Source organism: Curtobacterium sp. MCLR17_054 (assembly GCF_003234335.2).
GTDB lineage: Bacteria > Actinomycetota > Actinomycetes > Actinomycetales > Microbacteriaceae > Curtobacterium > Curtobacterium flaccumfaciens.
In genome coordinates, this window is the sequence record NZ_CP126263.1 from 402585 (window position 1) to 423667 (window position 21083).

Annotated in this window: 23 protein-coding genes and 1 tRNA gene; 17 read left to right on the forward strand and 7 right to left on the reverse strand. The window is 71.1% G+C overall.

The annotated features are described in order from the left end of the window. Positions 1-114 precede the first annotated feature (114 nt). From DEJ08_RS02005 to DEJ08_RS02055, 11 genes are all read left to right on the forward strand, one after another. Positions 115-1026 carry a metal ABC transporter solute-binding protein, Zn/Mn family gene (locus tag DEJ08_RS02005; protein WP_111039737.1) on the forward strand — a complete coding sequence of 304 codons (912 nt, stop codon included), beginning with the start codon at positions 115-117 and terminating at the stop codon, positions 1024-1026. 47 nt (positions 1027-1073) lie between these two features. Then, positions 1074-1919 (forward strand): metal ABC transporter ATP-binding protein, encoded by an 846-nt coding sequence (locus DEJ08_RS02010; protein ID WP_051596603.1) that lies wholly within the window; start codon positions 1074-1076, stop codon positions 1917-1919. After that, on the forward strand, positions 1919-2857 hold the full coding sequence (locus DEJ08_RS02015; protein WP_071404908.1) for a metal ABC transporter permease: 939 nt from the start codon (positions 1919-1921) through the stop codon (positions 2855-2857). The genes DEJ08_RS02010 and DEJ08_RS02015 overlap by 1 nt, the downstream gene beginning before the upstream one ends. Beyond that, a complete protein-coding gene (locus DEJ08_RS02020) occupies positions 2854-3279 on the forward strand; it encodes a Fur family transcriptional regulator (protein WP_111053906.1) in 426 nt (141 codons plus the stop codon). Before DEJ08_RS02015 ends, DEJ08_RS02020 begins: the two co-directional genes overlap by 4 nt. 10 nt (positions 3280-3289) lie before the next feature. Further along, the gene (locus DEJ08_RS02025) at positions 3290-3985 is read left to right on the forward strand and encodes an alpha/beta fold hydrolase (RefSeq protein WP_111053905.1); all 696 of its coding nucleotides are present in this window, start codon (positions 3290-3292) and stop codon (positions 3983-3985) included. Between the two features lie 401 nt (positions 3986-4386). Next, positions 4387-4623, forward strand: a complete 237-nt coding sequence (rpmB, locus tag DEJ08_RS02030; RefSeq protein WP_027464952.1) for a 50S ribosomal protein L28 — start codon at positions 4387-4389, stop codon at positions 4621-4623. Then, entirely contained in the window at positions 4623-4793 is a 171-nt protein-coding gene (gene rpmG / locus DEJ08_RS02035; RefSeq protein WP_017886456.1) for a 50S ribosomal protein L33, read from the forward strand. Before rpmB ends, rpmG begins: the two co-directional genes overlap by 1 nt. 2 nt (positions 4794-4795) lie before the next feature. Further along, positions 4796-5101: a 30S ribosomal protein S14 gene (rpsN, locus tag DEJ08_RS02040; protein WP_017886455.1), complete on the forward strand. Its 306-nt coding sequence runs from the start codon at positions 4796-4798 to the stop codon at positions 5099-5101. A gap of 290 nt (positions 5102-5391) precedes the next feature. After that, a complete protein-coding gene (locus tag DEJ08_RS02045; protein ID WP_017886454.1) occupies positions 5392-5679 on the forward strand; it encodes an HU family DNA-binding protein in 288 nt (95 codons plus the stop codon). A gap of 163 nt (positions 5680-5842) precedes the next feature. Further along, positions 5843-7885, forward strand: a complete 2043-nt coding sequence (locus tag DEJ08_RS02050) for a bifunctional copper resistance protein CopD/cytochrome c oxidase assembly protein (protein WP_111053904.1) — start codon at positions 5843-5845, stop codon at positions 7883-7885. Continuing rightward, positions 7882-9204, forward strand: coding sequence for an ATP-dependent DNA helicase (locus tag DEJ08_RS02055; RefSeq protein ID WP_111053903.1), 1323 nt, complete (start codon positions 7882-7884; stop codon positions 9202-9204). The genes DEJ08_RS02050 and DEJ08_RS02055 overlap by 4 nt, the downstream gene beginning before the upstream one ends. 302 nt (positions 9205-9506) lie before the next feature. Here the strand turns inward: DEJ08_RS02055 and DEJ08_RS02060 are convergent, their stop codons facing one another. Beyond that, positions 9507-9953, reverse strand: coding sequence for a DUF4383 domain-containing protein (locus tag DEJ08_RS02060; protein ID WP_171907796.1), 447 nt, complete (start codon positions 9951-9953; stop codon positions 9507-9509). Positions 9954-10293: 340 nt separating this feature from the next. On the opposite strand from DEJ08_RS02060, the gene DEJ08_RS02065 reads away from it, so the two are divergent. Beyond that, entirely contained in the window at positions 10294-11088 is a 795-nt protein-coding gene (locus DEJ08_RS02065; protein WP_181438926.1) for a phosphatase PAP2 family protein, read from the forward strand. Between the two features lie 160 nt (positions 11089-11248). After that, positions 11249-12388, forward strand: coding sequence for a CE1758 family FMN-dependent luciferase-like monooxygenase (locus tag DEJ08_RS02070; protein WP_027464948.1), 1140 nt, complete (start codon positions 11249-11251; stop codon positions 12386-12388). 220 nt (positions 12389-12608) lie between these two features. On the opposite strand, the gene DEJ08_RS02075 is transcribed toward DEJ08_RS02070, so the two are convergent. Together DEJ08_RS02075 and DEJ08_RS02080 are read right to left on the reverse strand one after the other, a co-directional pair. Next, positions 12609-12950: a DMT family transporter gene (locus tag DEJ08_RS02075; RefSeq protein ID WP_111053900.1), complete on the reverse strand. Its 342-nt coding sequence runs from the start codon at positions 12948-12950 to the stop codon at positions 12609-12611. A gap of 1 nt (position 12951) precedes the next feature. Continuing rightward, positions 12952-13266: a DMT family transporter gene (locus DEJ08_RS02080; protein WP_111053899.1), complete on the reverse strand. Its 315-nt coding sequence runs from the start codon at positions 13264-13266 to the stop codon at positions 12952-12954. A gap of 106 nt (positions 13267-13372) precedes the next feature. On the opposite strand from DEJ08_RS02080, the gene DEJ08_RS02085 reads away from it, so the two are divergent. The 4 genes from DEJ08_RS02085 to DEJ08_RS02100 are packed head-to-tail and all read left to right on the forward strand — an operon-like array spanning position 13373 to position 17209. Next, the gene (locus DEJ08_RS02085; RefSeq protein WP_258366991.1) at positions 13373-13951 is read left to right on the forward strand and encodes a TetR/AcrR family transcriptional regulator; all 579 of its coding nucleotides are present in this window, start codon (positions 13373-13375) and stop codon (positions 13949-13951) included. 49 nt (positions 13952-14000) lie between these two features. After that, entirely contained in the window at positions 14001-15014 is a 1014-nt protein-coding gene (locus DEJ08_RS02090) for a permease (RefSeq protein ID WP_071404917.1), read from the forward strand. After that, positions 15001-15822, forward strand: a complete 822-nt coding sequence (locus tag DEJ08_RS02095) for a TIGR03943 family putative permease subunit (protein ID WP_111053898.1) — start codon at positions 15001-15003, stop codon at positions 15820-15822. The genes DEJ08_RS02090 and DEJ08_RS02095 overlap by 14 nt, the downstream gene beginning before the upstream one ends. Then, on the forward strand, positions 15812-17209 hold the full coding sequence (locus tag DEJ08_RS02100; RefSeq protein ID WP_111053897.1) for a hypothetical protein: 1398 nt from the start codon (positions 15812-15814) through the stop codon (positions 17207-17209). Before DEJ08_RS02095 ends, DEJ08_RS02100 begins: the two co-directional genes overlap by 11 nt. 72 nt (positions 17210-17281) lie before the next feature. Here DEJ08_RS02100 and DEJ08_RS02105 read toward each other — a convergent pair whose 3' ends face one another. The 4 genes from DEJ08_RS02105 to DEJ08_RS02120 form a co-directional block, all read right to left on the reverse strand. Continuing rightward, entirely contained in the window at positions 17282-18328 is a 1047-nt protein-coding gene (locus DEJ08_RS02105; RefSeq protein ID WP_111046223.1) for an NAD(P)-dependent alcohol dehydrogenase, read from the reverse strand. Between the two features lie 136 nt (positions 18329-18464). Beyond that, complete coding sequence (locus DEJ08_RS02110) at positions 18465-19526, reverse strand: glycerate kinase family protein (protein WP_111046222.1); 1062 nt, start codon at positions 19524-19526, stop codon at positions 18465-18467. A gap of 194 nt (positions 19527-19720) precedes the next feature. Beyond that, a complete protein-coding gene (locus DEJ08_RS02115; RefSeq protein WP_111053896.1) occupies positions 19721-20863 on the reverse strand; it encodes an FAD-dependent oxidoreductase in 1143 nt (380 codons plus the stop codon). A 22-nt stretch (positions 20864-20885) separates the two neighbouring features. Further along, a tRNA-Gly gene (locus tag DEJ08_RS02120) sits at positions 20886-20956 on the reverse strand. Positions 20957-21083: the final 127 nt, after the last annotated feature.

The window sequence follows — 21083 nt, forward strand, 5'->3', positions numbered from 1 at the left end:
ATGACGGGAGGCCCGGTGCCAGCTGGCACCGGGCCTCCCGTCCGTCTGCCGGTCGCGCTGAGAGCCCTCATAGCGGTTTTGACAATCGTTATCAGTAGGCGTTAGCGTCGTGCCATGCACAACCGCCTCCTCGCCCTCCCGCTCGTCGCCGGCGCCGCCGCGCTCGCCCTGACCGGGTGCGCCACCTCGTCCGCCTCGGGGGAGGCCAGCGGTGACGGCACGGTCAACGTCGTCGCCTCCACCAACGTCTACGGCTCGATCGTCAAGACCATCGGTGGCGACGCCGTCACCGTGACGAGCATCCTGAGCGATCCGTCGCAGGACCCGCACTCGTTCGAGTCGAGCGCCCGCACCCAGCTCTCCGTTTCCAAGGCCGACCTGCTCATCGAGAACGGTGGCGGGTACGACGACTTCATGACGACGCTCGCGAACGCCTCGGACACCAAGGCGGACACGATCAACGTCGTGAAGCTCTCCGGCCTCGACAAGGGAGGCAGTGCCGAGTTCAACGAGCACGTCTTCTACAGCTACCCGACGATGGTGAAGCTGGTCGAGGCGGTCACGAAGGACCTCAGCGCGCTCGACGAGAGCGGCAAGGACGCCTTCGAGAAGAACGCCGCCACGCTCACCACCAAGCTCGAGGACCTCGAGTCCCAGACCGACGCCGTCAAGAAGCAGGACTCCGGCGACAAGGTGGCGTACACGGAGCCGGTGCCCGGGTACCTGTTCGACGCGATGGGGCTCGAGAACGAGACCCCGCCGGACTTCTCCGAGGCCATCGAGGAAGGCGACGACGTCCCGCCGGCGGCCCTCCGCGACACCCTCGCGCTGTTCACCGGCAAGCGCGTGCAGCTCCTCGCCTACAACAACCAGGCGTCCAGCCCCGAGACCGAGCAGGTCCAGAAGGCGGCCGAGCAGAACGACATCCCCGTCGTCGGTGTCACGGAGACGCTCCCCAAGGGGCAGGATTACGTCTCGTGGCAGCAGGCGAACATCGACGCGGTGAAGGCAGCGCTCCAGAAGTGACGACCTCGACCGCAGCAGCGGCGACCCCCAGCCCGGCGACCACCACGGTGGACGACCGGGCTGCGGCTCGTCCGGTCCTCGCGCTCCGCGACGCCGGGTTGTCCTACGGCGCTCGGAAGCTCTGGGCAGGCCTCGACCTCGACCTCGCGCCGGGGGAGTTCGTCGCGGTCCTCGGCCCGAACGGCGCCGGCAAGACCTCACTGCTCCGAACCGTCCTCGGGCAGCAGCGGCTCACGAGCGGCACGATGTCGTTCCTCGGGCAGCCGGTGCACCGCGGCCACCGGAAGATCGGCTACATCCCGCAGCAGCGCCTGATGGAGGCGGGGACGCCCCTGCGCGCGCGGGACATGATCGCCCAGGGCGTGACCGGGCACCGGTGGGGGATCCGACGGGCGTCGAAGGCCGACCGGATGCGCATCGACCGGGTCCTCGACGAGGTCGGCGCCACCGCCTTCGCGGACGCCCCCGTCGCCGAGCTCTCCGGCGGCGAGCAGCAGCGCACCCGCGTCGGGCAGGCCATCGCCGCCGACCCCGCCCTGCTGCTGTGCGACGAACCCCTGATCTCGCTCGACCTGCGGCACCAGCGCGGGATCACCGAGCTCATCGACCGCGAGCGCCGGCAGCGCGAGGCCGCCGTGCTCTTCGTGACGCACGACGTGAACCCGATCCTCGACGTCGTCGACCGGGTGCTGTACATCGCCGGGGGTCGGTTCCGGATCGGTTCCCCGGACGAGGTCCTGCGCGCCGACGTCCTGAGCGACCTGTACGGCACGCCCGTCGACGTCGTCCGCACCATGGGACGCATCGTCATCGTCGGGGCGAACGAGGCCCACGAGCACCACCCGGGCGAGGTCGACCCGCACGCCGACCAGCCCGACGAAGGGCGGATCTGATGGACCTGCTGTCGACCGTCTTCTCGTTCCAGGACTACGGCGAGCTCCTCGTGCTCGTGCAGAACTCGATCTGGGCCGGCGCGGTGCTCGGCATCGTCGGCGGCCTCATCGGCCCGTTCGTCGTCGCCCGGAACATGCCGTTCGCCGTGCACGGCATCTCGGAGCTCTCGTTCGCCGGGGCCAGTGCCTCGCTGCTGCTCGGAGTGAACGTGGTGTCCGGATCGCTCGTCGGGTCGGTCATCGCCGCCCTGCTCATCGGCCTCCTCGGGTCGCGTGCCCGGGAACGCAACTCGATCATCGCCGTCCTCATGCCGTTCGGGCTCGGGCTCGGCATCCTCTGCCTGGCGCTCTACAAGGGCCGGGCCGCCAACAAGTTCGGGCTGCTCACCGGGCAGATCGTCTCGGTCGACAACCCGCAGCTGACGTTCCTGATCGTGGTCGCCGCGATCGTCGTGGCGACGCTGCTCGTCATCTGGCGCCCGCTGATGTTCGCCTCGGTCGACCCCGACGTGGCTGCGGCCGCGGGGATCCCGGTGCGGACCCTCGCGATCGTGTTCATGCTCGTGCTCGGGCTGGCCACCGCCGTGTCGGTGCAGATCGTCGGTGCGTTGCTCGTGCTGTCCCTGCTCGTCACCCCGGCGGCCGCTGCCCTGCGCCTGAGCTCGCACCCGGTGGTCGTGCCGGTGCTGTCGACGGTGTTCGCGGTGACGTCGGTCGTCGGGGGCATCCTGCTCGCACTGGGTGGCGGCCTGCCGATCAGCCCGTACGTGACGACGATCTCGTTCGCGATCTGGGTGGTCTGCCGGATCATCGGGTCGCGACGCGACAAGCGGGGACGCAACCGCGTCGCCGGCCGGAGCCAGCGTGGCGGGGGCGAGCCGGGCCTCCAGGCCGGGACGACGTCGACAGCCGGTCGGAAGGAAGAGGTGTCAGCATGAACGCCGTGCAGAAGACCAAGCGGAACACGTGGCAGCGCGAAGCGGTGCGCGGAGCCCTCGACTCGACCGAGGGGTTCGTCAGTGCGCAGGCGTTGCACCAGCACCTGCGGGACGAGGGATCGACCATCGGTCTGGCCACCGTCTACCGGGCGCTCGCCGACCTGGCCACCGAGGGTGACGCCGACTCGCTGCAGCAGGACGGCGAATCGCTGTACCGGGCGTGCACGACGGACGCGCACCACCACCACCTGATCTGCAGGAACTGCGGCAGGACCGTCGAGATCGAGGCGGACCCGGTGGAGCAGTGGGCGCAGGACGTCGCCGCCGCCAACGGGTTCACCAACGCCAGCCACGTCGTCGACATCTTCGGCGAATGCGCCGTCTGCACGGCAGCCCGCGCGACGGACTCCGCCGGCGAGTAGCCTGCCCCGCATGCACGTCATCCTGGTCCCCGGGTTCTGGCTCGACGCGAGCGCGTGGGACGACGTCGCCCCGGCGCTCCGGGAAGCCGGGCACTCGGTGCAGGCCGTCACGCGCGACGGCGACACGCTCGACGAGCAGGTCTCGGCGCTGGTCGCGATCCTGGACGACGTCGCGTCGGCCGACGAACCCGTCGTGCTCGCCGGACACTCGGGTGCCGGGCCGATCGCGTACATGGCCGCCGACCAGCGCCCGTCGCTCGTCGCGCACCTGCTCTACGTCGACACGTTCCCGGGACCCGAGGGCGGGTGCGTCAACGACGAGCTGCCCGTGGTCGACGGCGTCGTGCCGCTGCCGTCGTGGGACATCTGGGAACCCGCCACCGTCCGGGGCATGACGCCCGAGGTCCGGCAGGACGTCGAACACCGGGCGATCCCCGAGCCCGCCTCGGTGCCGTCGGACCGCTTCCACTACGCCGACCCGGCACGGCACACGATCCCCGCGACGATCATCACCTGCGAGATCCCCGCCGCCGAGCTGCTGGCGATGGTGGCGGACCACCAGGCCTGGGCGGCGGAGCTCGTCGCGACCGAGGAGCTCTCCATAGTCGGGCTCGAGACGGGCCACTGGCCGATGTTCACGGCGCCGCAGCAGCTCGGCGAGCTGATGGTGCAGGCGCTGACGCCCAAGCCGACGCAGGCGCCGTAGGCGCGTCGCCGTCGAGTGAGCAGAAGACGTCGGGTCCGCCTCCGGCACCCGGCGTCTTCTGCACACTCGAACGCCGTGGGGGCGACCAACGGGGCCACGTGAGCGGTCCGGTCTGCCGGCACGGGCCTCCAGGCCTGGAGGCGCGGCTTGCGACACGCCCGGTCCTCGCGTAACGTGGACCCCTGGTTCTCCGCGTCCGCGCGGCGGACCCGTTGTTCCAAGCCCTCCGACCGTCGCGAACGCCGCGGTCGCGCGGTGTCCGGCTCTCCTTCGACAGGGGAAGCGGACCTGGGCGGTGCACACAACCCCCTCGCACGGCCACCCCGGTGGCACTGCGCGTGTGCACCAGGCAAGTGAACTTGGGTGCGGCCGTCCGGTCGCACGGTACTCAGGAGGAAACCATGGCAGCAGTGTGCCAGGTGACCGGCGCCGTTCCCGGCTTCGGTCACAACATCTCGCACTCGCACCGCCGGACGAAGCGTCGCTTCGACCCGAACGTGCAGAAGAAGACGTACTACGTGCCCTCGCTTCGTCGTAACGTCACGCTCACGCTCAGCGCGAAGGGCATCAAGGTGATCGACGCACGTGGCATCGAGTCCGTCGTCAAGGATCTCCTCGCCCGTGGGGAGAAGATCTGATGGCGAAAAAGGGTCAGGACATCCGTCCGATCATCAAGCTCCGCTCGACGGCGGGCACCGGGTTCACCTACGTGACCAAGAAGAACCGTCGGAACAACCCCGACCGACTCGTGCTCAAGAAGTACGACCCGGTGATCCGCAAGCACGTCGACTTCCGTGAGGAGCGCTAAGCATGGCGAAGAAGAGCAAGATCGCGAAGAACAACCAGCGTGCCGTCATCATCGCGCGCTACGCCGAGCGTCGTCTCGAGCTGAAGAAGGCCCTCGTGGACCCGAACGGCACCGACGAGTCGCGTGAGGCGGCCCGCGTGGGTCTGCAGAAGCTGCCCCGCGACGCATCGCCCATCCGTTACCGCAACCGCGACGCCATCGACGGCCGCCCCCGTGGCCACCTCGGTGAGTTCGGCATCAGCCGTGTCCGTTTCCGTGACATGGCCCACCGCGGCGAGCTCCCCGGCATCACGAAGAGCTCCTGGTAAGCACTCGCAGTACACGACGCCCCGTCACCTCCTGGTGGCGGGGCGTTCGCTGTGTACGGGGTACATGCGAGCCGTCATTCGTCACATCTGCCCCTCCAGCACCCCCTCGGAGCCCCGACAACCCCGGAAATCCGGGCGAGTCGGCGGTTTTCACCCCCGGCGGCTGGTAGGTTCAACTCCGGTTCCGCCGGGCCCTCGGCCCACTGGCACCGTGGCACGGGGCAACCGCTCCGGGCGCCGGACGACACGTGCGTCCGACCGATACTGCAAGAAGTCCGAGGAGGACATCCATGGCTGACAAGTCACTGAACCGCACCGAGCTCGTCGCTGCCGTCGCCGCTGAGTCCGGCCAGAGCCAGGCCACCGTCAACGGCGTCGTCGACGCGCTCTTCAGCGTCGTCTCGTCGTCCGTCGCCGACGGCACGAAGGTCACGATCCCCGGTTGGATCGCCTTCGAGAAGACGCACCGCGCCGCCCGCACCGGCCGCAACCCGCAGACGGGTGACGCCATCGAGATCGCCGCGAGCGACTCGGTCAAGGTCAGCGCCGGCTCGAAGCTCAAGGCTGCGGTCAAGTAAGACTGTTCCGCGCATCGGGAGGGACGGCTTCGGCCGTCCCTTTCGTCGTTCCCGGGGCGCGCGGGCGCGTGGTGCGCGGGTCCTGGCCTGGAGGCCCGAGCCGGTTTGCACAGATCGGCCCGCCCCGTCCGTCGGCCGGGTGGGCACCGCCTAGGCTTGACGGGTGAATCGGATCGCGCGCATCGCCGGTCCCGCCGTGCTCCTGCTCGTCGGGTTCGTGGCGCTGCTCACGGCACTCGTCATCGGTGGGGGCGCGAACCCCGCACTCATCGCCGACCCGGGGCCCGTCGTCCGCTTCGGGCTGCCGATCGCCCGGCTCGTCGTCGACCTGTCCGCGGCCACCACGATCGGTGGGCTCGCGCTGGCGACCGTCGGCCTCTCGCGCTCCGGCCCCGAGTGGAACCGCGCGATCGACGTCGCCGCCGGGGCCAGTGGTGTCTGGACGGTCGCGTCGGCCGTCGCCACGTTCTGCACGTTCCTCAGCGTCGCCGGTTCGCGCATCAGCATCGACGAGCAGTTCGGGCAGTCGATGGGGGTCTTCCTCACCGGCACCGAGCTCGGGCTCGCCTGGCTCGTGACCGTCCTCGTCGCCGCGGCCGTCACGGTGCTCTGCTTCGCCGTCCGTTCGCGGGGCATGGTCGCCCTGACCGCCGGCGTCTCGATGATCGGCCTCATCCCGCTCGCGCAGCAGGGTCACGCCGCCGGCACCGCCAGCCACGACGCCGCCGTGACGGCACTGGGGCTGCACCTGGTCGGTGCGGCGCTGTGGGTCGGTGGGCTCGTCATGCTCGTGCTGCTGCGCGGGGTGCTGCCCGGCGACCGGCTGGCCGTGGTCGTGGCGCGGTACTCGAGCATCGCCCTCGGCTGTTTCGTGCTCGTCGCCGTCTCGGGCACCGCGTCGGCGCAGATCCGCGTCGGAGCGCTGTCGAACCTGTTCACCCCGTACGGCACGCTCGTCCTGGTGAAGATCGGCGCGATCGTGGCCATCGGGGTCCTCGGCGCGGTGCAGCGCCGTCGGGCCATCCGTGCGCTGACCACCTCGCCCGGTCGGCAGCGGCCCTTCTGGACCCTCATCGTCGTCGAACTCGCGGTGATGGGTGTGGCGTCGGGGTTCGCCGCGGCACTCGGACGGACCGCCACCCCGGTCGACCAGATCGCCCTGAGCAAGACCACCGACCCGAGCCCGGCGGAGCTCCTGACCGACGACCTGCTGCCGCACGCGCCCGGTGCGTGGGGCTGGCTGACCCAGTGGAACATCGACCTGTTCTGGCTGATGGCCGCCGTGCTGCTCGCCGCGACCTACGTGGCCGGCGTCGTGCGACTGCGGCGGAGCGGCGTGCGGTGGCCGGCGCGTCGCTCGATCGCCGCGGCCCTGGCGGTCGTGTCCCTGGTGGTCGCGACCTCGGGCTCGCTGCATCAGTACGACCGGTTCCTCGTCTCGGCGAACGTCGGTGCCCACGTGCTGCTCGGCCTGGTGGTCCCCGCCCTGGTGTGGGCGGCGGCACCCGTCGCGTTGATCCGCGCCGCCGTGCACCCCCGGAACGACGACAGCACGGGGGTGCGTGAGTGGACCGACGTCATCGTCGAGCACCCCTCCGTGCGGTACCTGGCCCAGCCGTTCCCCGCGTTCCTGCTCGCGGCGGCCCTGTGGTGGGCCTTCTTCGCCACCGATGCCGTCCGGTGGTCGGTGAGCGACCCCACCGGTCGTACCGTCAGCGACGCCGTGTTCCTGTTGGTCGGGCTGCTGGCCGTCCCGACGCTCTGCACACCGGTCCCTGCCGGGCACCGCCGCCCGACCACTGCTGCCGCCGTCGTCCGGATCGTCGGGGCGCTGGTGATCGCGGCGGGCATCGTCTCGCTCGGGATCGCGATGCGCGGGCCGCTCGGGCTGCTGCAGGCATCGTGGTTCGGCGCGATGGGCCGGACGTGGGGGCCGGATCCGCTCGTCGACCAGGCCCGGGCCGGGCTCGTGCTGATCGTCGCCGGGGTGCTGCTCCTGGTGACCGTGGTCGTTGTGGTGCTCGTGCGGCTGCGGCGTGACGGCGGAGACCCGGTCGGCGTCGTTGACGCAGTTGCTGCCGGCGACGCAGCTGTGGCCGGTCCGACCGCTGCCGCCGAGCCCGCTGCCCGGGACGACCAGGACGACCTGGACTTCGACGACGGCAGCGACGACCTCGAACCCTCGCCCGGAGCGGACGCCCGATGAGCATCGAGCTGAGCGACGAACAGGCCGCCGTCTTCGAGTACATCGAGCACACCCGGGACCACGTGTTCATCACCGGCCGGGCCGGCACGGGCAAGTCCACGCTGCTCAACCACCTGTCGTGGAACACCGAGAAGCAGGTCGTCATCTGCGCCCCGACGGGGGTTGCCGCGCTCAACGTCGGCGGCCAGACGATCCACTCGCTGTTCCGGCTGCCGATCGGACTCATCGCGGACGCCGAGCTGCGGCAGGGCCCGGACACCCGCAAGCTCCTCAACACGATCGACACCCTGGTCATCGACGAGGTGTCGATGGTCAACGCCGACCTGCTCGACGGCATGGACCGCTCGCTCCGCAAGGCCCGCGGTCGGCAGTTCGAGCCGTTCGGCGGTGTGCAGGTCGTGATGTTCGGCGACCCGTACCAGCTGCCCCCGGTGCCGGGCGACGCCGACGAGCGCGCCTACTTCACCGACCACTACCGGTCGATGTGGTTCTTCGACGCCAAGGTGTGGCTCGAGGCCGAGCTGAACATCATCGAGCTCGCCACGGTGCACCGGCAGCGCGACGACGCCTTCGCCGCGATGCTCACCGCCGTCCGGCACGGTCGGGTCACCGCGGACATCGCCGAGCAGCTGAACACCGCGGGGGCCCGCCCGGCCCCGGACGACGCCATCACCCTGGCGACCCGCAACGACACGGTCGCCCGGATCAACAAGGCGGCCCTCGAACGGCTGCCCGGCAAGGTGAAGACCGCCAAGGCCGACGTCAACGGGGACTTCGGCGGACGGAACTTCCCCGCCGACGAAGCCCTCGAGTTGAAGCCCGGCGCGCACGTGATGTTCCTGCGCAACGACGCCGACCAACGCTGGGTGAACGGCACCCTGGGCATCGTGACGGCCATCCGCGACACGGTGTGGGTCGACGTCGACGGCGAGTCGTTCGAGGTCCAGCCGTCGGTGTGGGAGAAGTTCAAGTACTCGTACGACGCGGACAAGAAGGAACTCAAGAAGGACACCGTCGGGGAGTTCCAGCAGTTCCCGCTCCGACTGGCCTGGGCCGTGACCATCCACAAGTCGCAGGGCAGCACCTACGACCGGGCCGTGGTCGACCTCGGCAACCGGGTGTTCAGCGCGGGCCAGACGTACGTGGCGTTGTCGCGGCTGACCTCGCTCGAGGGGCTGTTCCTCACCCGGCCGCTCCGGCCGCAGGACATCATCGTCGATCTGGACGTCCGACGCTTCATGTCCGAGGCGCCCCGCATCGTCGCCACCGAGCTCGAGGCCCCGAAGAAGCAGCCAGACGCCGACTCCGACGCCGACTGACCCGTTGGGTCCGCTTCGGCCGCACGCCGCCGGGCACGCGCGCCTGCCTGCCCGGTCGCACACTGCCGAGCGGTCACGGCTCCCCGTCGGTCCTGCGCCGAGTGGTCACTCGTCGTCGCCTGGACGCTCCGCATCCGACAGTTCGTGACCGGCCGACGCACCTGAGCGGGGAGTCGTGACCGCACGACACCCCCGCCGGACCACACCCGCCGGACCACCCCGCCGAAACGCCCCCCCGCACACGACGACGCCCGCCTGCCGGAGCGGCAGACGGGCGTCGGGAGTGCAGTCGAGCGGGTGCGTCAGGCGCGCGCCGCACGCAGTGCGCGGAGGTTCTCCTTGTCGGCACCGAGCGCGGTGAGGAGCAGGAGCACACCGACGATGGCGTGGAACACGTTGTCCGTCGTGTTCAGCGCGAAGACGTTGGCCGAGGTGTCGACGAAGACGAAGCCGTACACCGCGAAGAGGACGAGCAGGACGCCGACGAGCAGGTTGCCGTTGCGCGATCCGACGGTGTTGCCGAGGCCGGTGATGAGCAGCACCGCGGCGAGCAGCACCCACACCAGGCAGAGCGCCGGGTTGACGCCGAACGCGTTCCACAGCATGCCGCCCTGGCGGTTGAAGAAGCCCGGGTCGCCGTCGGCGGCGAAGAAGAAGCCCAGGACGCCCCAGAGTGCGAGGACGCCGCCGGCCGTGAGTGCGAGACCTCGGTTCGGCGAGGCGATGATGCCCGGTTCCTTGATGGCCACTTCGGTTTCCTCCTCGTACACTGCCGACGCGACGTGCATCGGTCCCGCGTGGTGCGACGGCCCGGCGGGGATCACCGATCCCCTCGTGTCAGCGCGCAGTGCACGGCCGACGGGGGTGCGGTTCCCAGCCTCCGGCCGGTGCTCCAACGGTATCGTGTCGGACCCCGACCGACCCAATCGCAGCGCCGCCGCCAGTCGTGCGACGAGCCCGACGACGACCACTCCCAGGAGGACCAGCCCGGTGACCTTGACACCCGAGCGCAGTGCATCCGAGTCGCGCGGACCGTGGGTCTCGCGGCGGGGGCGGTGGGCTGCGCTGGCGGCTCTGGGGTTCGTGATCGTGCCTCTCGTCTACGGGGTCGCGGTGCTGACCCCGGTCGGTCAGAAAGCGGAGGACGCCGCGCTCGGCGGGGTCCGGGAGTCCGACCTGTTCAGTTCGGACACTGCGCTCAACGTCATCTCGGTGCCGGTGATCCTGTTGCTCGTCGTCGTGATCGTCGCCGTGGCGTTCGCCAGACGGCGGCTCTCGGTGGGACTCGGCGCGGGGGTCGTGGTGCTCGCGTCGGCGGCCACCTCGACGCTCGTCAAGCGTATCGCCGTGCGCCCTGAGATCGCTCAGTCGACGACGCCGAACTCGTTCCCGTCCGGGCACGCGACGATCGCACTGGCGGCGCTGTTCGCGGTCCTGATGGTCACGCCTCGTCGGTTCCGCCCGCTGGTGACCATCGTCGGCGTCGGGTACGCGGTCTTCGTGGCGAACCAGACCGTGGTCTACGGCTGGCACCGGGTCAGCGACATCATCGGCGCGTGCGCGATCGCGATGTTCTGGCTCGGGATCGTCCGCGCGGTCGGACCCCGCGTCGACCGCGGGCTCCGGGGCGACCGTGACGGTCGGCGCGGGTCGCGGCGGGTGGTGAGTGTCGTGCTCCTCGTCGCGACCGGGCTCACGCTGGCGATCGGTGTCGCGGCGCTCGTGGTCGGCCTGACCGGTGACGGCGCGTACGACCACGCCGCGATCCTGGTGGCGGGGCGGTTGGCGTCCAGCGCGAGCGTCCTGGCGGTCGTGACCGTCGTGTGGTTCCTCGACGGGATGCACCACGCCGCGCGCACCGACCCGGCCACGCTCGCCCCCTGACCCGGCCACGCTGCCGACCGCCCGCTGACCCGGGGAGTCGAGCCGGGCCTCCAGGCCGCCCGTCCGACTGGCGCGAGCCTGGCGGGAATGCCACGCCGTGCGCTACGTTGTACCCAGCAAGTCGATGCAAACGCATCGATATCGCGAAAGGCGGCGCATCATGCAGTTCGGCATCTTCACGGTCAGTGACGTCACGACCGACCCCACGACCGGCACCACGCCGGACGACACCCAGCGCGTCCGCGACATCCTGACGATCGCCGAGCACGCCGACCAGGCCGGGCTCGACGTCTTCGCGACCGGTGAGCACCACAACCCGCCGTTCGTGGCGTCGTCGCCGACCACGCTGCTCGCTTACCTGGCGGCGAAGACGAAGGACATCACGCTGTCCACGTCGACGACCCTGATCACCACGAACGACCCGGTGCGCATCGCCGAGGAGTACGCGATGCTCCAGGTCGTGTCCGACGGCCGCATGGACCTGATGATGGGCCGCGGCAACACCGGCCCCGTCTACCCGTGGTTCGGGCAGGACATCCGCCAGGGCGTCAACCTGGCGATCGAGAACTACGCGCTCGTCCGCCAGCTGTGGGAGAACGACGTCGTCAACTGGCAGGGCAAGTTCCGCACTCCGTTGCAGGGCTTCACCTCGACCCCGCGTCCGCTCGACGGTGTCCCGCCGTTCGTCTGGCACGGCTCGATCCGCACGCCGGAGATCGCCGAGCAGGCCGCGTACTACGGTGACGGCTTCTTCCACAACAACATCTTCTGGCCGATCCAGCACACCGAGCAGATGGTCGGCCTGTACCGCCAGCGCTTCGAGCACTACGGGCACGGCCGTGCCGACCAGGCGATCGTCGGGCTCGGTGGGCAGTTCTTCGCGCGGAAGAACTCGCAGGACGCGATCAACGAGTTCCGGCCCTACTTCGACAACGCCCCGGTCTACGGCCACGGCCCCTCGATGGAGGACTTCACCGCCCAGACCCCGCTCACCGTCGGTTCGCCGCAGCAGGTCATCGACCGGTACGCCGCGATGAAGGACCACGTCGGCCACTACCAGCGCCAGCTGTTCCTCATCGACCACGCCGGCCTGCCGCTCAAGACGGTGCTCGAGCAGATCGACATCCTGGCGACGGACATCGTGCCGGAGCTGCGCAAGCTGAACGACGAGGGGCGCCCGGCCGACGTGCCGTCGGACCCGCCGTCGCACGCGGCACGCGCCGCTGCCGCGATGGCGGCCGGCACGGTCGGCAGCGACCACGTCGCCGCCGAGGACGAGTGGACGGGCGCGTCCGTCTGACGCTCCCAGCGCTCGCTTCGTGAGCAGGAACGGTCGGGTCCCGCGAGGTGACCCGACCATTGCTGCTCACCATGCGCGGTGGGCGCGACCCCAGATCGGACGGGAGGCGCCGTGCCAGCTGGCACCGGGCCTCCCGTCCGTCTCGGCGCGCGTGCTCGGACCGCACTCGCCTCACGGGGTGAGCGACACCTCACGGGATCGCTGGTGCGTGATCTGTCGCTCAGCGCGCGAGGTCGGCGACGGGGCGGGCCGGCACGAGCTTGAGGCCCACGACGCACCCGACGATGCCGGCGATGAACAGCAGGCGCAGGACGGTGACGGGCTCCGCGCCGGTGGCCATGCCCCAGAGCACGGTGAGGGCGGCGCCTGTACCGGTCCACACCGCGTACGCCGTGCTGATCGGGATGTGCTTGAGGACGTAGCCGAAGGCGACCAGGCTGATCACGATCGTGACGGCGAACACGATCGTCGGTCGGAGCTCGGTGAAGCCGTTGCTCTCGCCGAGGACGGTCGCCCAGACGGTCTCGAGTGCGGCGCTGACGAACAGGACGATCCAGGCCACGTCAGCTCACCACCTTGAGGCCGATGACGCACACCACCAGGCCGAAGACCAGGGCGAGGCGGGCGAAGGACGCGGCCTCCTGTCGACGGAGGATCGCGACGACCACGGTCAGGGACGCCCCGATGCCGACCCAGACGGCGTAGGCGGTGCCGACCGGGATGCTCTTCATCGCGAAGGCCAGCCCCACCATGCTCAGCGCCATCCCGGCGACGAACACGATCGTGGGGACGACCTTCTTGAAGCCGTTCGAGGCACTGAGGGCGGTGGCCCAGACGGCCTCGAGCACGCCGCTGAGCACGAGGATTGCCCATGCCATGACGATGTCCTTTCCTGCGGGAGTCGTTCGTTCTCGTTGTCGTACGACTGTGCGACAACGAACTCGACGGTAGCACGAGTTCGTACGACTGTGCGAGTATGGCGTCGTGGCCAGGAGCATGGACGTCGACGAACGGCGCCGCACCGTGTCCGAGGCGGCGTGCCGGGTCCTCGTGCGCGACGGGCTCGGAGCGTTGAGCGTGCGGAACGTCGCCGCCGAGGCCGGACTGCCGCCGAGCACGGTCCGCTACACGTTCCCGACCCAGGCGAGCGTCCGCGAGCACACCATCACGCTCGTGTTCGACCGGATCCGCGAGCGCATCGACGCCATCCCGGCTGACCTCACGCCCGCCCGGCGCGCACGCCGGATCGTGCTCGAGCTGCTGCCCCTCGACGAGGAGCGGGTCGTCGAGCTCGAGGTCTACCTGGCGCTCGGCAACGCCGCGCTCACCGACGTCGGGCTCCGGCCGACGCTCGACCGGACCGTCGCGGCGATGCGGACGTGGTGCGAGGAGGTCCTCGGGTTGCTCGGGGTACCGGCAGACGACCGGGAGTACGAGGCCTGCCGGCTCCACGCGCTCCTGGACGGGCTCGCGATGCAGGTCGTCCGACTGGCTCCGGGGGAGTCCGGCGACTGGGCGATCGACGTGCTCGACCGGCACCTCGACGGCGTCACCGCGGGTTGAGCCGCCCCGTGCGCAGCCCCGGGCAGGAGGCGTCACCTATCCTGTCCCGGTGACGACGACCACGCGGCCGCCGCAGCGCACCCGGAGCCTCACCGGCCCCGGCCTGGTGCTGCTCGCCGTCATCGTCCTGCTGGGCATCCGGCTGTTCTCCCCGAGCATCGGGTCGACCGGGCTGCCGGACGTCGTGCAGGACTTCCTCACACTGGCGATCAGCGTCGTCGTCGAGTCCCTGCCATTCGTGGTGCTCGGCATCGTGCTGTCGATCGTCGTCGAGGTCTGGGTGCCGGTCGGCGCGCTCGAGAAGGTCCTGCCGCAGAACGCCTTCGGCCGTCGCGCCGTGATCTCCCTGATCGGCATGCTCTTCCCGGTGTGCGAGTGCGGCAACGTCCCGCTCGCCCGTGGCCTGATGATGCGCGGGTTCACGCCGGCCGAGGCCGTCACGTTCCTCGTCGCGGCCCCGATCCTCAACCCGCTCGTCATCATCAGCACCGCGCAGGCGTTCGGTTGGTCCGGGTGGATCCTGCCGGTGCGCATCGTCGGTGGGTTCGTCATCGCGAACCTCGTCGGCTGGATCGTCGCCGCGCACCGCCGTCCGGCCGACCTGCTGCTCCCCGCCTTCGAGGCCCGGTGCCGTGCGGCCGTCGGAGCGCCCCGCGGCCTGCACCGCTGGCGGCAGAGCGCCGCGCAGTTCGGCGGCGAGACGGCGACGATGATGCCGGCGCTGTTCGTCGGTGCCGGCCTCGCCGCGGCGATCCAGGTCGCCGTGCCCCGATCGACCCTGGTGGCCGTCGGCTCGAACCCGGTGCTGTCCGTCGCGGCGATGATGCTGCTGGCGATGACGGTGTCGCTCTGCTCGAACGTCGACGCCTTCTTCGCGCTGTCCTTCGCGTCGACGTTCCTGCCCGGGTCGATCACGGCCTTCCTGATCATCGGGCCGATCATCGACGTCAAGATGATCGCCCTGCTGCGCACGACGTTCCGGGTCCGCTTCCTGGTGCTGCTGTCCGTCGTGTGCGTCCTGTTCGCCGGAGCCGTCGGGTTGGTGATGAATGTCCTCGTCTGATGCACGCAGCAACGCGGCCGCGTACCTGGGTCTCGGGTCGGTGCTGGCCGCCGCCCTCTGCACGCTGTGGCTCGCGCTGGTCGGGCACCTCGACCTGTACATCAACCCGCGGTACTCGGTGTTCACGGTCGTGCTCGCCGCCGTCGGGGTGCCCGCGTCGATCGCCGCACTCGTCGTCATCGCCCGGGGCCACGGCCACACCCACGGCGACGACGAGGACGACCTCGATCTGCACCAGCAGCAGCGGACGGGAGGCCGTGGTCGCGCCGTCCGCCTCGCCCTCGGCGGCGCCGCCGCCGTCGTCACGATCGGTGTCACCGTCGCGATGCTCGTCCTGCCCCCGACGACGCTGTCCGCCCGCACCGCCCAGCAGCGGAGCGTGGACTCCGCGACCCTGTCCAACGCCACCGGCTCGGAGTCCGCGGTGCAGCTGCTCGGCAGCGAGGGCGTCGACACCTCGGAGTACGGCGTCAAGGACTGGGCCGCGCTGATCCGACAGACCACGGACACCACGGCCCTGGTCGGCAAGCAGGTCGAACTGACCGGCTTCGTGGTGCCCGGCGACGACGGGTCCTTCACCCTCACCCGCTTCGTGATCAGCTGCTGCGCCGTGGACGCGCAACCGGTCGGCCTCGGTGTCGTGACCGGCGACGGCGACGGCACCGGGACCGTCCCTGACGAGGGCCAGTGGGTCACCGTCCGCGGAGCCCTGGCCGCCAACCCGGACCAGTCCGCCGACGCCCGCATCGTCGTCAAGGCCGCGAAGATCACCGACATCGCGCAGCCCGAGGACCCGTATGAGTTCTGAGCGCCGCCCCGTCGCACACCGCTTCCACCGCCGGTACGTCGCCGTCGTGGTGGTCCTCGCCGTGGTCGCCGCGCTCGCCGCGGTCGTCGGCTCGCAGCAGGGCCCGCGGCTCCGCGACGTGTCCTACGACGCGACCGGTCTCGTCACCCGGCCGGCCCAGCGGGTGATCCTCACGGCGAACCAGGCGCTGCAGAAGGTCGCCGCCGCCGACGTCCGGGTCAGCCCGGCTGCGGCGCACACCGTGACCTCGAGCGGCAACACCATCGCCGTCGAGTTCGCCGGACCCCTGGCCTACGACCGCGAGTACACCGTGACGGTCGCGGACGTCCGGGCACCCGGGCAGCGCGCCACGTCCGACCTGACGGCGGCGATCCGCACCGGCAGCACCGACGTGCTCGCACTCGTGCCGGGGCAGGCCGGGGCGAAGGACCGCATCGTCCGGCGATCCCTCGACGCGGGCGGCGCCACGACGGTCTACGAGGGCACCGCGATCTCCGAGTACGCCCGGCTCGGCCGCTCCCTGGTGGTCGTGAGCGGCACGGACGCCAGCTCGTCCGTGGACATCGTGGCGCTGAGCGGTGGCGTGCAGGACGCCGACGCCCCCGTCGAACACCTCACCCTGCCGACCTCCGAGGGTCGCGTCACGGCGCTCCACGTCGCCGACGACGGTGCCTCGTTCGGGTTCGAGTACGCCGACACCTCGACCGGGCAGTCCCGGAACACCGGCCTGTACGTGGTCGACATGACGGGTACGCACATGCCCACGGCGATCGCGGCGAACGGCAAGCCGAAGACGGGGGCCGTGCCGATGACGGTCGGGCAGTGGGCCTACGTGCCGCGCACCGAGAGCGCACTGGTCCGGACGGGCAGCGACGACCTGGTGCTCGTCGACATGAGCGGGCGTGCCGACCCGGTCCGGCTCGGCAGCGCCACCTACCTGCACGGCTTCGTCGGCACCGGCACCACCGCCGTCGTCGAGACGGGCACCGGCATCGAGCGGCTGGACCTGACCGACGGGTCGAAGTCGGCGCTGCAGGCGCCCGCCGCGAGCACCGATGCGGCCGTCCTCGGCCGCATCGCCCAGCTGTCCGACGACACGTACCTGCGGGTGCTGGGGGACGTGCGGTCGGACGGCACCATCGCGGCACGGATCGTGCGCGTGGACGGGGGACGGGCCTCCCGGCTGCCCGTGACGATCCCGGACGACGCGAGCGTCACCGCGGTCTGCCCGTCCCCGAACAGTCAGTTCGTCGCGGTCGCGACGAAGTCGGCGACCGGCGAGCTCGTGAGCATCGTCGACGCGGCCTCCGGCGCACTCGAGGCGAGCATCGACGCGGGCTCCGTCGACTGGTGCGGCGCGCTGCCGTCCGGTGACGAGGTCGGCTGACGGAACCGAGACGACAGACAGGAGGCCCGTTGCCAGCCGGCAACGGGCCTTCCGTCTGTCAGGTGGTGACGACTACGCCAGCGTGGCCGTGTCGATCACGAAGCGGTAGCGGACGTCCGAGGACAGCACGCGCTCGTAGGCCTCGTTGATCTGGTCGGCGCTGATGAGCTCGGTCTCCGGGAGGATCCCGTGCTCGGCGCAGAAGTCGAGCATCTCCTGGGTCTCCTGGATGCCGCCGATGGCGGAACCCGCCCAGCTGAGCCGACGCGGGATGAGCGCGAAGGCCGGCACCTCGAGCGGCTCGGACGGAGCGCCCACGTTGACGAGCGTGCCGTCGACCTTGAGCAGGCCGAGGTAGGAGCCCATCGGGATCTTCGCCGAAACGGTGTTGATGATCAGCTCGAAGGAGTTCGCGAGCTTCTCGAACGTCTCCGGGTCCTTCGTCGCGTAGTGGGCCTTCGCGCCGTAGCGGAGCGAGTCCTCCTGCTTCGAGGTGGTCTGCGACAGGACGGTGACCTCGGCGCCGAGCGCGACGGCGATCTTGACGGCCATGTGGCCGAGCCCGCCCATGCCGACGACGGCGACCTTGGTGCCGGGACCGGCGTTCCAGTGGTGCAGCGGCGAGTAGGTGGTGATGCCGGCGCAGAGCAGCGGCGCGACCTTCTCGATGTCGAGCGACTCGGGGACACGGAGGACGAAGTCCTCGTTCACCACGACGGCCTGCGAGTAGCCGCCCTGGGTGATCGAGCCGTCGGCCGGGTCGACGCTGGCGTAGGTGCCGATGTTGCCCTTGAGGCAGTACTGCTCCTGGCCGGCGACGCAGTTCTCGCACTCGCCGCACGAGTTCACCATGCAGCCGACGCCGACGCGGTCGCCGACCTTGTGCTTGGTGACGTTCTCGCCGACCTCGGTCACGTGGCCGACGATCTCGTGGCCGACGACCTGCGGGTACTGGATGGGGCCCCACTCACCGCGGACGGTGTGGATGTCCGAGTGGCAGATGCCGGCGTAGGCGATGTCGATCGCGACGTCGTCCGGGCCGACGTCCCGACGGGTGATGGTGGTCTTGACGAGCGGCTCGGTCGCTGACGGTGCCGCGTACGCGTTGACGGTGCGCAATGATCTCCTCGTGGGGGTGGTGCGTTGCGGGCCGGTTCCGGCCCGGAACCAGTGTGCGCGCAGCTGCGGCCGGGTGGGAGGTACAACCAGGACACCCCTGTGCCCGCGGACGGGCGCGTCGCGGCGTTCTGCTCGCTCAGGCGAGCCGGGCCAACCGCTGCCCGGCGATCGTGGCGAAGCGCAGCGGGTCGGCGAGGGCGTCGTCGGGCTCGCCGGTGGTCTGCGTCGCGAGCACGGTGAGCGACGCCGCAGCCGCGTAGTCGTCGAGCGGGGCCTCGATCGCGCCGGCGACGAGCATCGAGCGGGCTCCGGGAGCGTGCGCCGCGGTCAGGTCGCGGACCACCGAGGGCACCTTGCCGACGGCGCTCTGCCCGTCGAAGCACCCTTCGCCGCTGATCACGACGTCGGCACCGTTCACGTCGGACCCCTCGAGCAGCGCCGGCAGCCCGAGGACCTCGGCGACGGCCGCGGCCCCACCGGCGAGCGTGGCGCCCCACACCAGCAGGCCGAACCCGACACCGCCGGCGGCTCCGGCGCCCGGGGTGTCCGGGTCGACGTCGGGGAACCGCGCGACCCAGGTGGTGAGCCGGTCGTCGAAGGACGCCACACGGTCGGGCGTGATGCCCTTCTGCGGGCCGAAGACCGCGGCGGCACCGGTCGGACCGAGCAGCGGAGAGGTCACGTCGGTGAGCACGGTGACGCCGAGCGGGGGGAGTGCCCGGAGGCCGTCGGTGCCGGCTCCGTCGCTGTCGAGTCCGAGCGCCTCGAGCACCGGACGCCCGCCGTCGGTGGACGCGCTGCCCCCGATGCCGAGCACGAGTCCCGTGGCCCCTGTGTCGAGCGCGGCGGCGATCGCCTCGCCGAACCCGCGGCTCGTCGCCGTGTCCGGCATCGGTGCGTCGAGCAGGGGGAGGCCGCTCGTCGCCGCGAGCTCCACCACCGCGCGGCCGTCGGGCAGCCGCAGCCAGTGGGTGTCGACCGGTGTCCCGGCCGGCCCGGTCACGGTGACGGGCACCCGGACGGCCCCGGGGACGGCGGTCTCGAAGGCGTCGAGCGTGCCCTCGCCGCCGTCGGCCATCGGGACGAGCACCACGTCGTCGTCGGGGCGTTCGGTCAGCCAGCCGGCACGGACCGCCGCAGCGATCGACGCCGCCGTCGCGGTGCCCTTGAACGAGTCCGGAGCCACGATGATGCGCACGGCTCCCACCGTAGCGGCCGGTCGCCAGGCGACGGCGTGCGCAGAAGACGACGGCGTGTGCGCGGGTGTGAGACGCCGGTGTGTGCGCAGGACGCCGCGTCGTCCGCGAGACGCCTCCGGATTCGGCGGCGTCTCGACGACATGACGGCGTCGAACGAACACGCCGGCGTCTCGCGAACGACCGCGCGCTGGCGTCAGAGCGGGGGCGCGGCGACCGGCTCCGGCAGGGCGAAGCGCGGGTGCGGCACGCCGCCCATGGCGAGGTCCGCGAGCATCTCGCCGAGCAGCGGCGCGAACTTGAAGCCGTGCCCGGAGAACCCCGTCGCCACGGTCAGCGGTCCGACCCGGTCGATGACGAAGTCCTCGTCGGGGGAGTTGTCGTACAGGCAGCTGATGAACGTCGGCTTCGTCGCGTCGGCCCCCGGCACGTACCGCGCGACGTACGCCTGCAGTCGCTCGGCCTCGGTCGGCACGGGCATGAAGTCCCGGTGGTCCGGGTCGACGATCGGCCCGGTGCCGTGGAACCCGACCTTGACACCCTCGCCCGGCGTCAGCAGCCCGTACACGTCGTCGCCGTCGGCCCAGTGCACGAAGCTCGGCCAGGCCGCGTCCGGCAGGTGGCTGGGGAAGTGGGCCGGCTGCTCCTGGGTGACGCGGATGGCCGGGAGGCCCGCCCCGCGTCCGGTGAGCAGCTCGCCGACCAGCGTGGGGGCCCACGAGCCCACCGCGGCCACCACGGACGCGGTGCGGACGGCGCTGCCGTCGGACAGCGTCACGGTGACGTCGTCACCGTGGTCCTCGAGCCCGGTGACCCGCGTGTCGAACCGCAGGTCGGCGAGACCGGTCTCTTCGGCCAGCGTGAGGAACACCTCGATCGTCCGGTCGGAGCGGATGCGCCCGGCCGAGGGGTGGGCCAGCACGCTCCCCTCGAACGCGATGCCGGGCCAGCGCGCCGCCGCCTGGTCCGGCGTGAGCGAATCGTGCGGGATGTCCGCGTCGGCGAGGGCCGCGGCGATCGCGTCGACGACCTCGGGCCGACCGTGGTCGACGGCACCCGTGCGGACGATGAGCTCTTCGCCGGAAGCGGCCTCGAGCGCTTCCCACAGCGCCAGTGCGCGGGCGGTCAGCGCGACGTACTCCGGGTCGGCGTAGCCCTGCCGGAAGATCCGGGTCGCACCGTGCGAGGACCCGAGGTGGTGGCCGCGAGCGTGCTGTTCCACGAGCAGAACGTGCTCGCCGCGGGCGGTGAGGGCGTACGCGGTCGCAGCGCCGACGACCCCGGCACCGATGACGACCACGGGTGCGATGGGTTCGGGGGAACCGGAGGAGGAGGACATGCGGCGAGCGTACGTCCGACGGAGCGAGTGACGGGAATCGAACCCGCGCTACCAGCTTGGGAAGCTGGAGTTCTGCCATTGAACTACACTCGCGCGCCCCGCAGAACGGGACTCGGCAAGCCTAGCGGATTCTCGCCTGGAAGCCAGCCGGCCGCGCACCGTACGCCGTCTCGCGGGCGCGTGTCGCGCCTCCCGAGTCTCCGCTGTGAGGGTGGGCGCC

Bases quoted from the DNA above. Each gene is read 5' to 3' on its own strand.
- DEJ08_RS02045 (WP_017886454.1), top strand. From the start codon at position 5,392: ATGGCTGACAAGTCACTGAACCGCACCGAGCTCGTCGCTGCCGTCGCC.
- rpsN (WP_017886455.1), top strand. From the start codon at position 4,796: ATGGCGAAGAAGAGCAAGATCGCGAAGAACAACCAGCGTGCCGTCATC.
- DEJ08_RS02025 (WP_111053905.1), top strand. From the start codon at position 3,290: ATGCACGTCATCCTGGTCCCCGGGTTCTGGCTCGACGCGAGCGCGTGG.
- rpmG (WP_017886456.1), top strand. From the start codon at position 4,623: ATGGCGAAAAAGGGTCAGGACATCCGTCCGATCATCAAGCTCCGCTCG.
- DEJ08_RS02070 (WP_027464948.1), top strand. From the start codon at position 11,249: ATGCAGTTCGGCATCTTCACGGTCAGTGACGTCACGACCGACCCCACG.
- DEJ08_RS02095 (WP_111053898.1), top strand. From the start codon at position 15,001: ATGTCCTCGTCTGATGCACGCAGCAACGCGGCCGCGTACCTGGGTCTC.
- DEJ08_RS02080 (WP_111053899.1), bottom strand. From the start codon at position 13,266: ATGGCATGGGCAATCCTCGTGCTCAGCGGCGTGCTCGAGGCCGTCTGG.
- DEJ08_RS02015 (WP_071404908.1), top strand. From the start codon at position 1,919: ATGGACCTGCTGTCGACCGTCTTCTCGTTCCAGGACTACGGCGAGCTC.
- rpmB (WP_027464952.1), top strand. From the start codon at position 4,387: ATGGCAGCAGTGTGCCAGGTGACCGGCGCCGTTCCCGGCTTCGGTCAC.
- DEJ08_RS02100 (WP_111053897.1), top strand. From the start codon at position 15,812: ATGAGTTCTGAGCGCCGCCCCGTCGCACACCGCTTCCACCGCCGGTAC.
- DEJ08_RS02005 (WP_111039737.1), top strand. From the start codon at position 115: ATGCACAACCGCCTCCTCGCCCTCCCGCTCGTCGCCGGCGCCGCCGCG.
- DEJ08_RS02115 (WP_111053896.1), bottom strand. From the start codon at position 20,863: ATGTCCTCCTCCTCCGGTTCCCCCGAACCCATCGCACCCGTGGTCGTC.
- DEJ08_RS02055 (WP_111053903.1), top strand. From the start codon at position 7,882: ATGAGCATCGAGCTGAGCGACGAACAGGCCGCCGTCTTCGAGTACATC.
- DEJ08_RS02020 (WP_111053906.1), top strand. From the start codon at position 2,854: ATGAACGCCGTGCAGAAGACCAAGCGGAACACGTGGCAGCGCGAAGCG.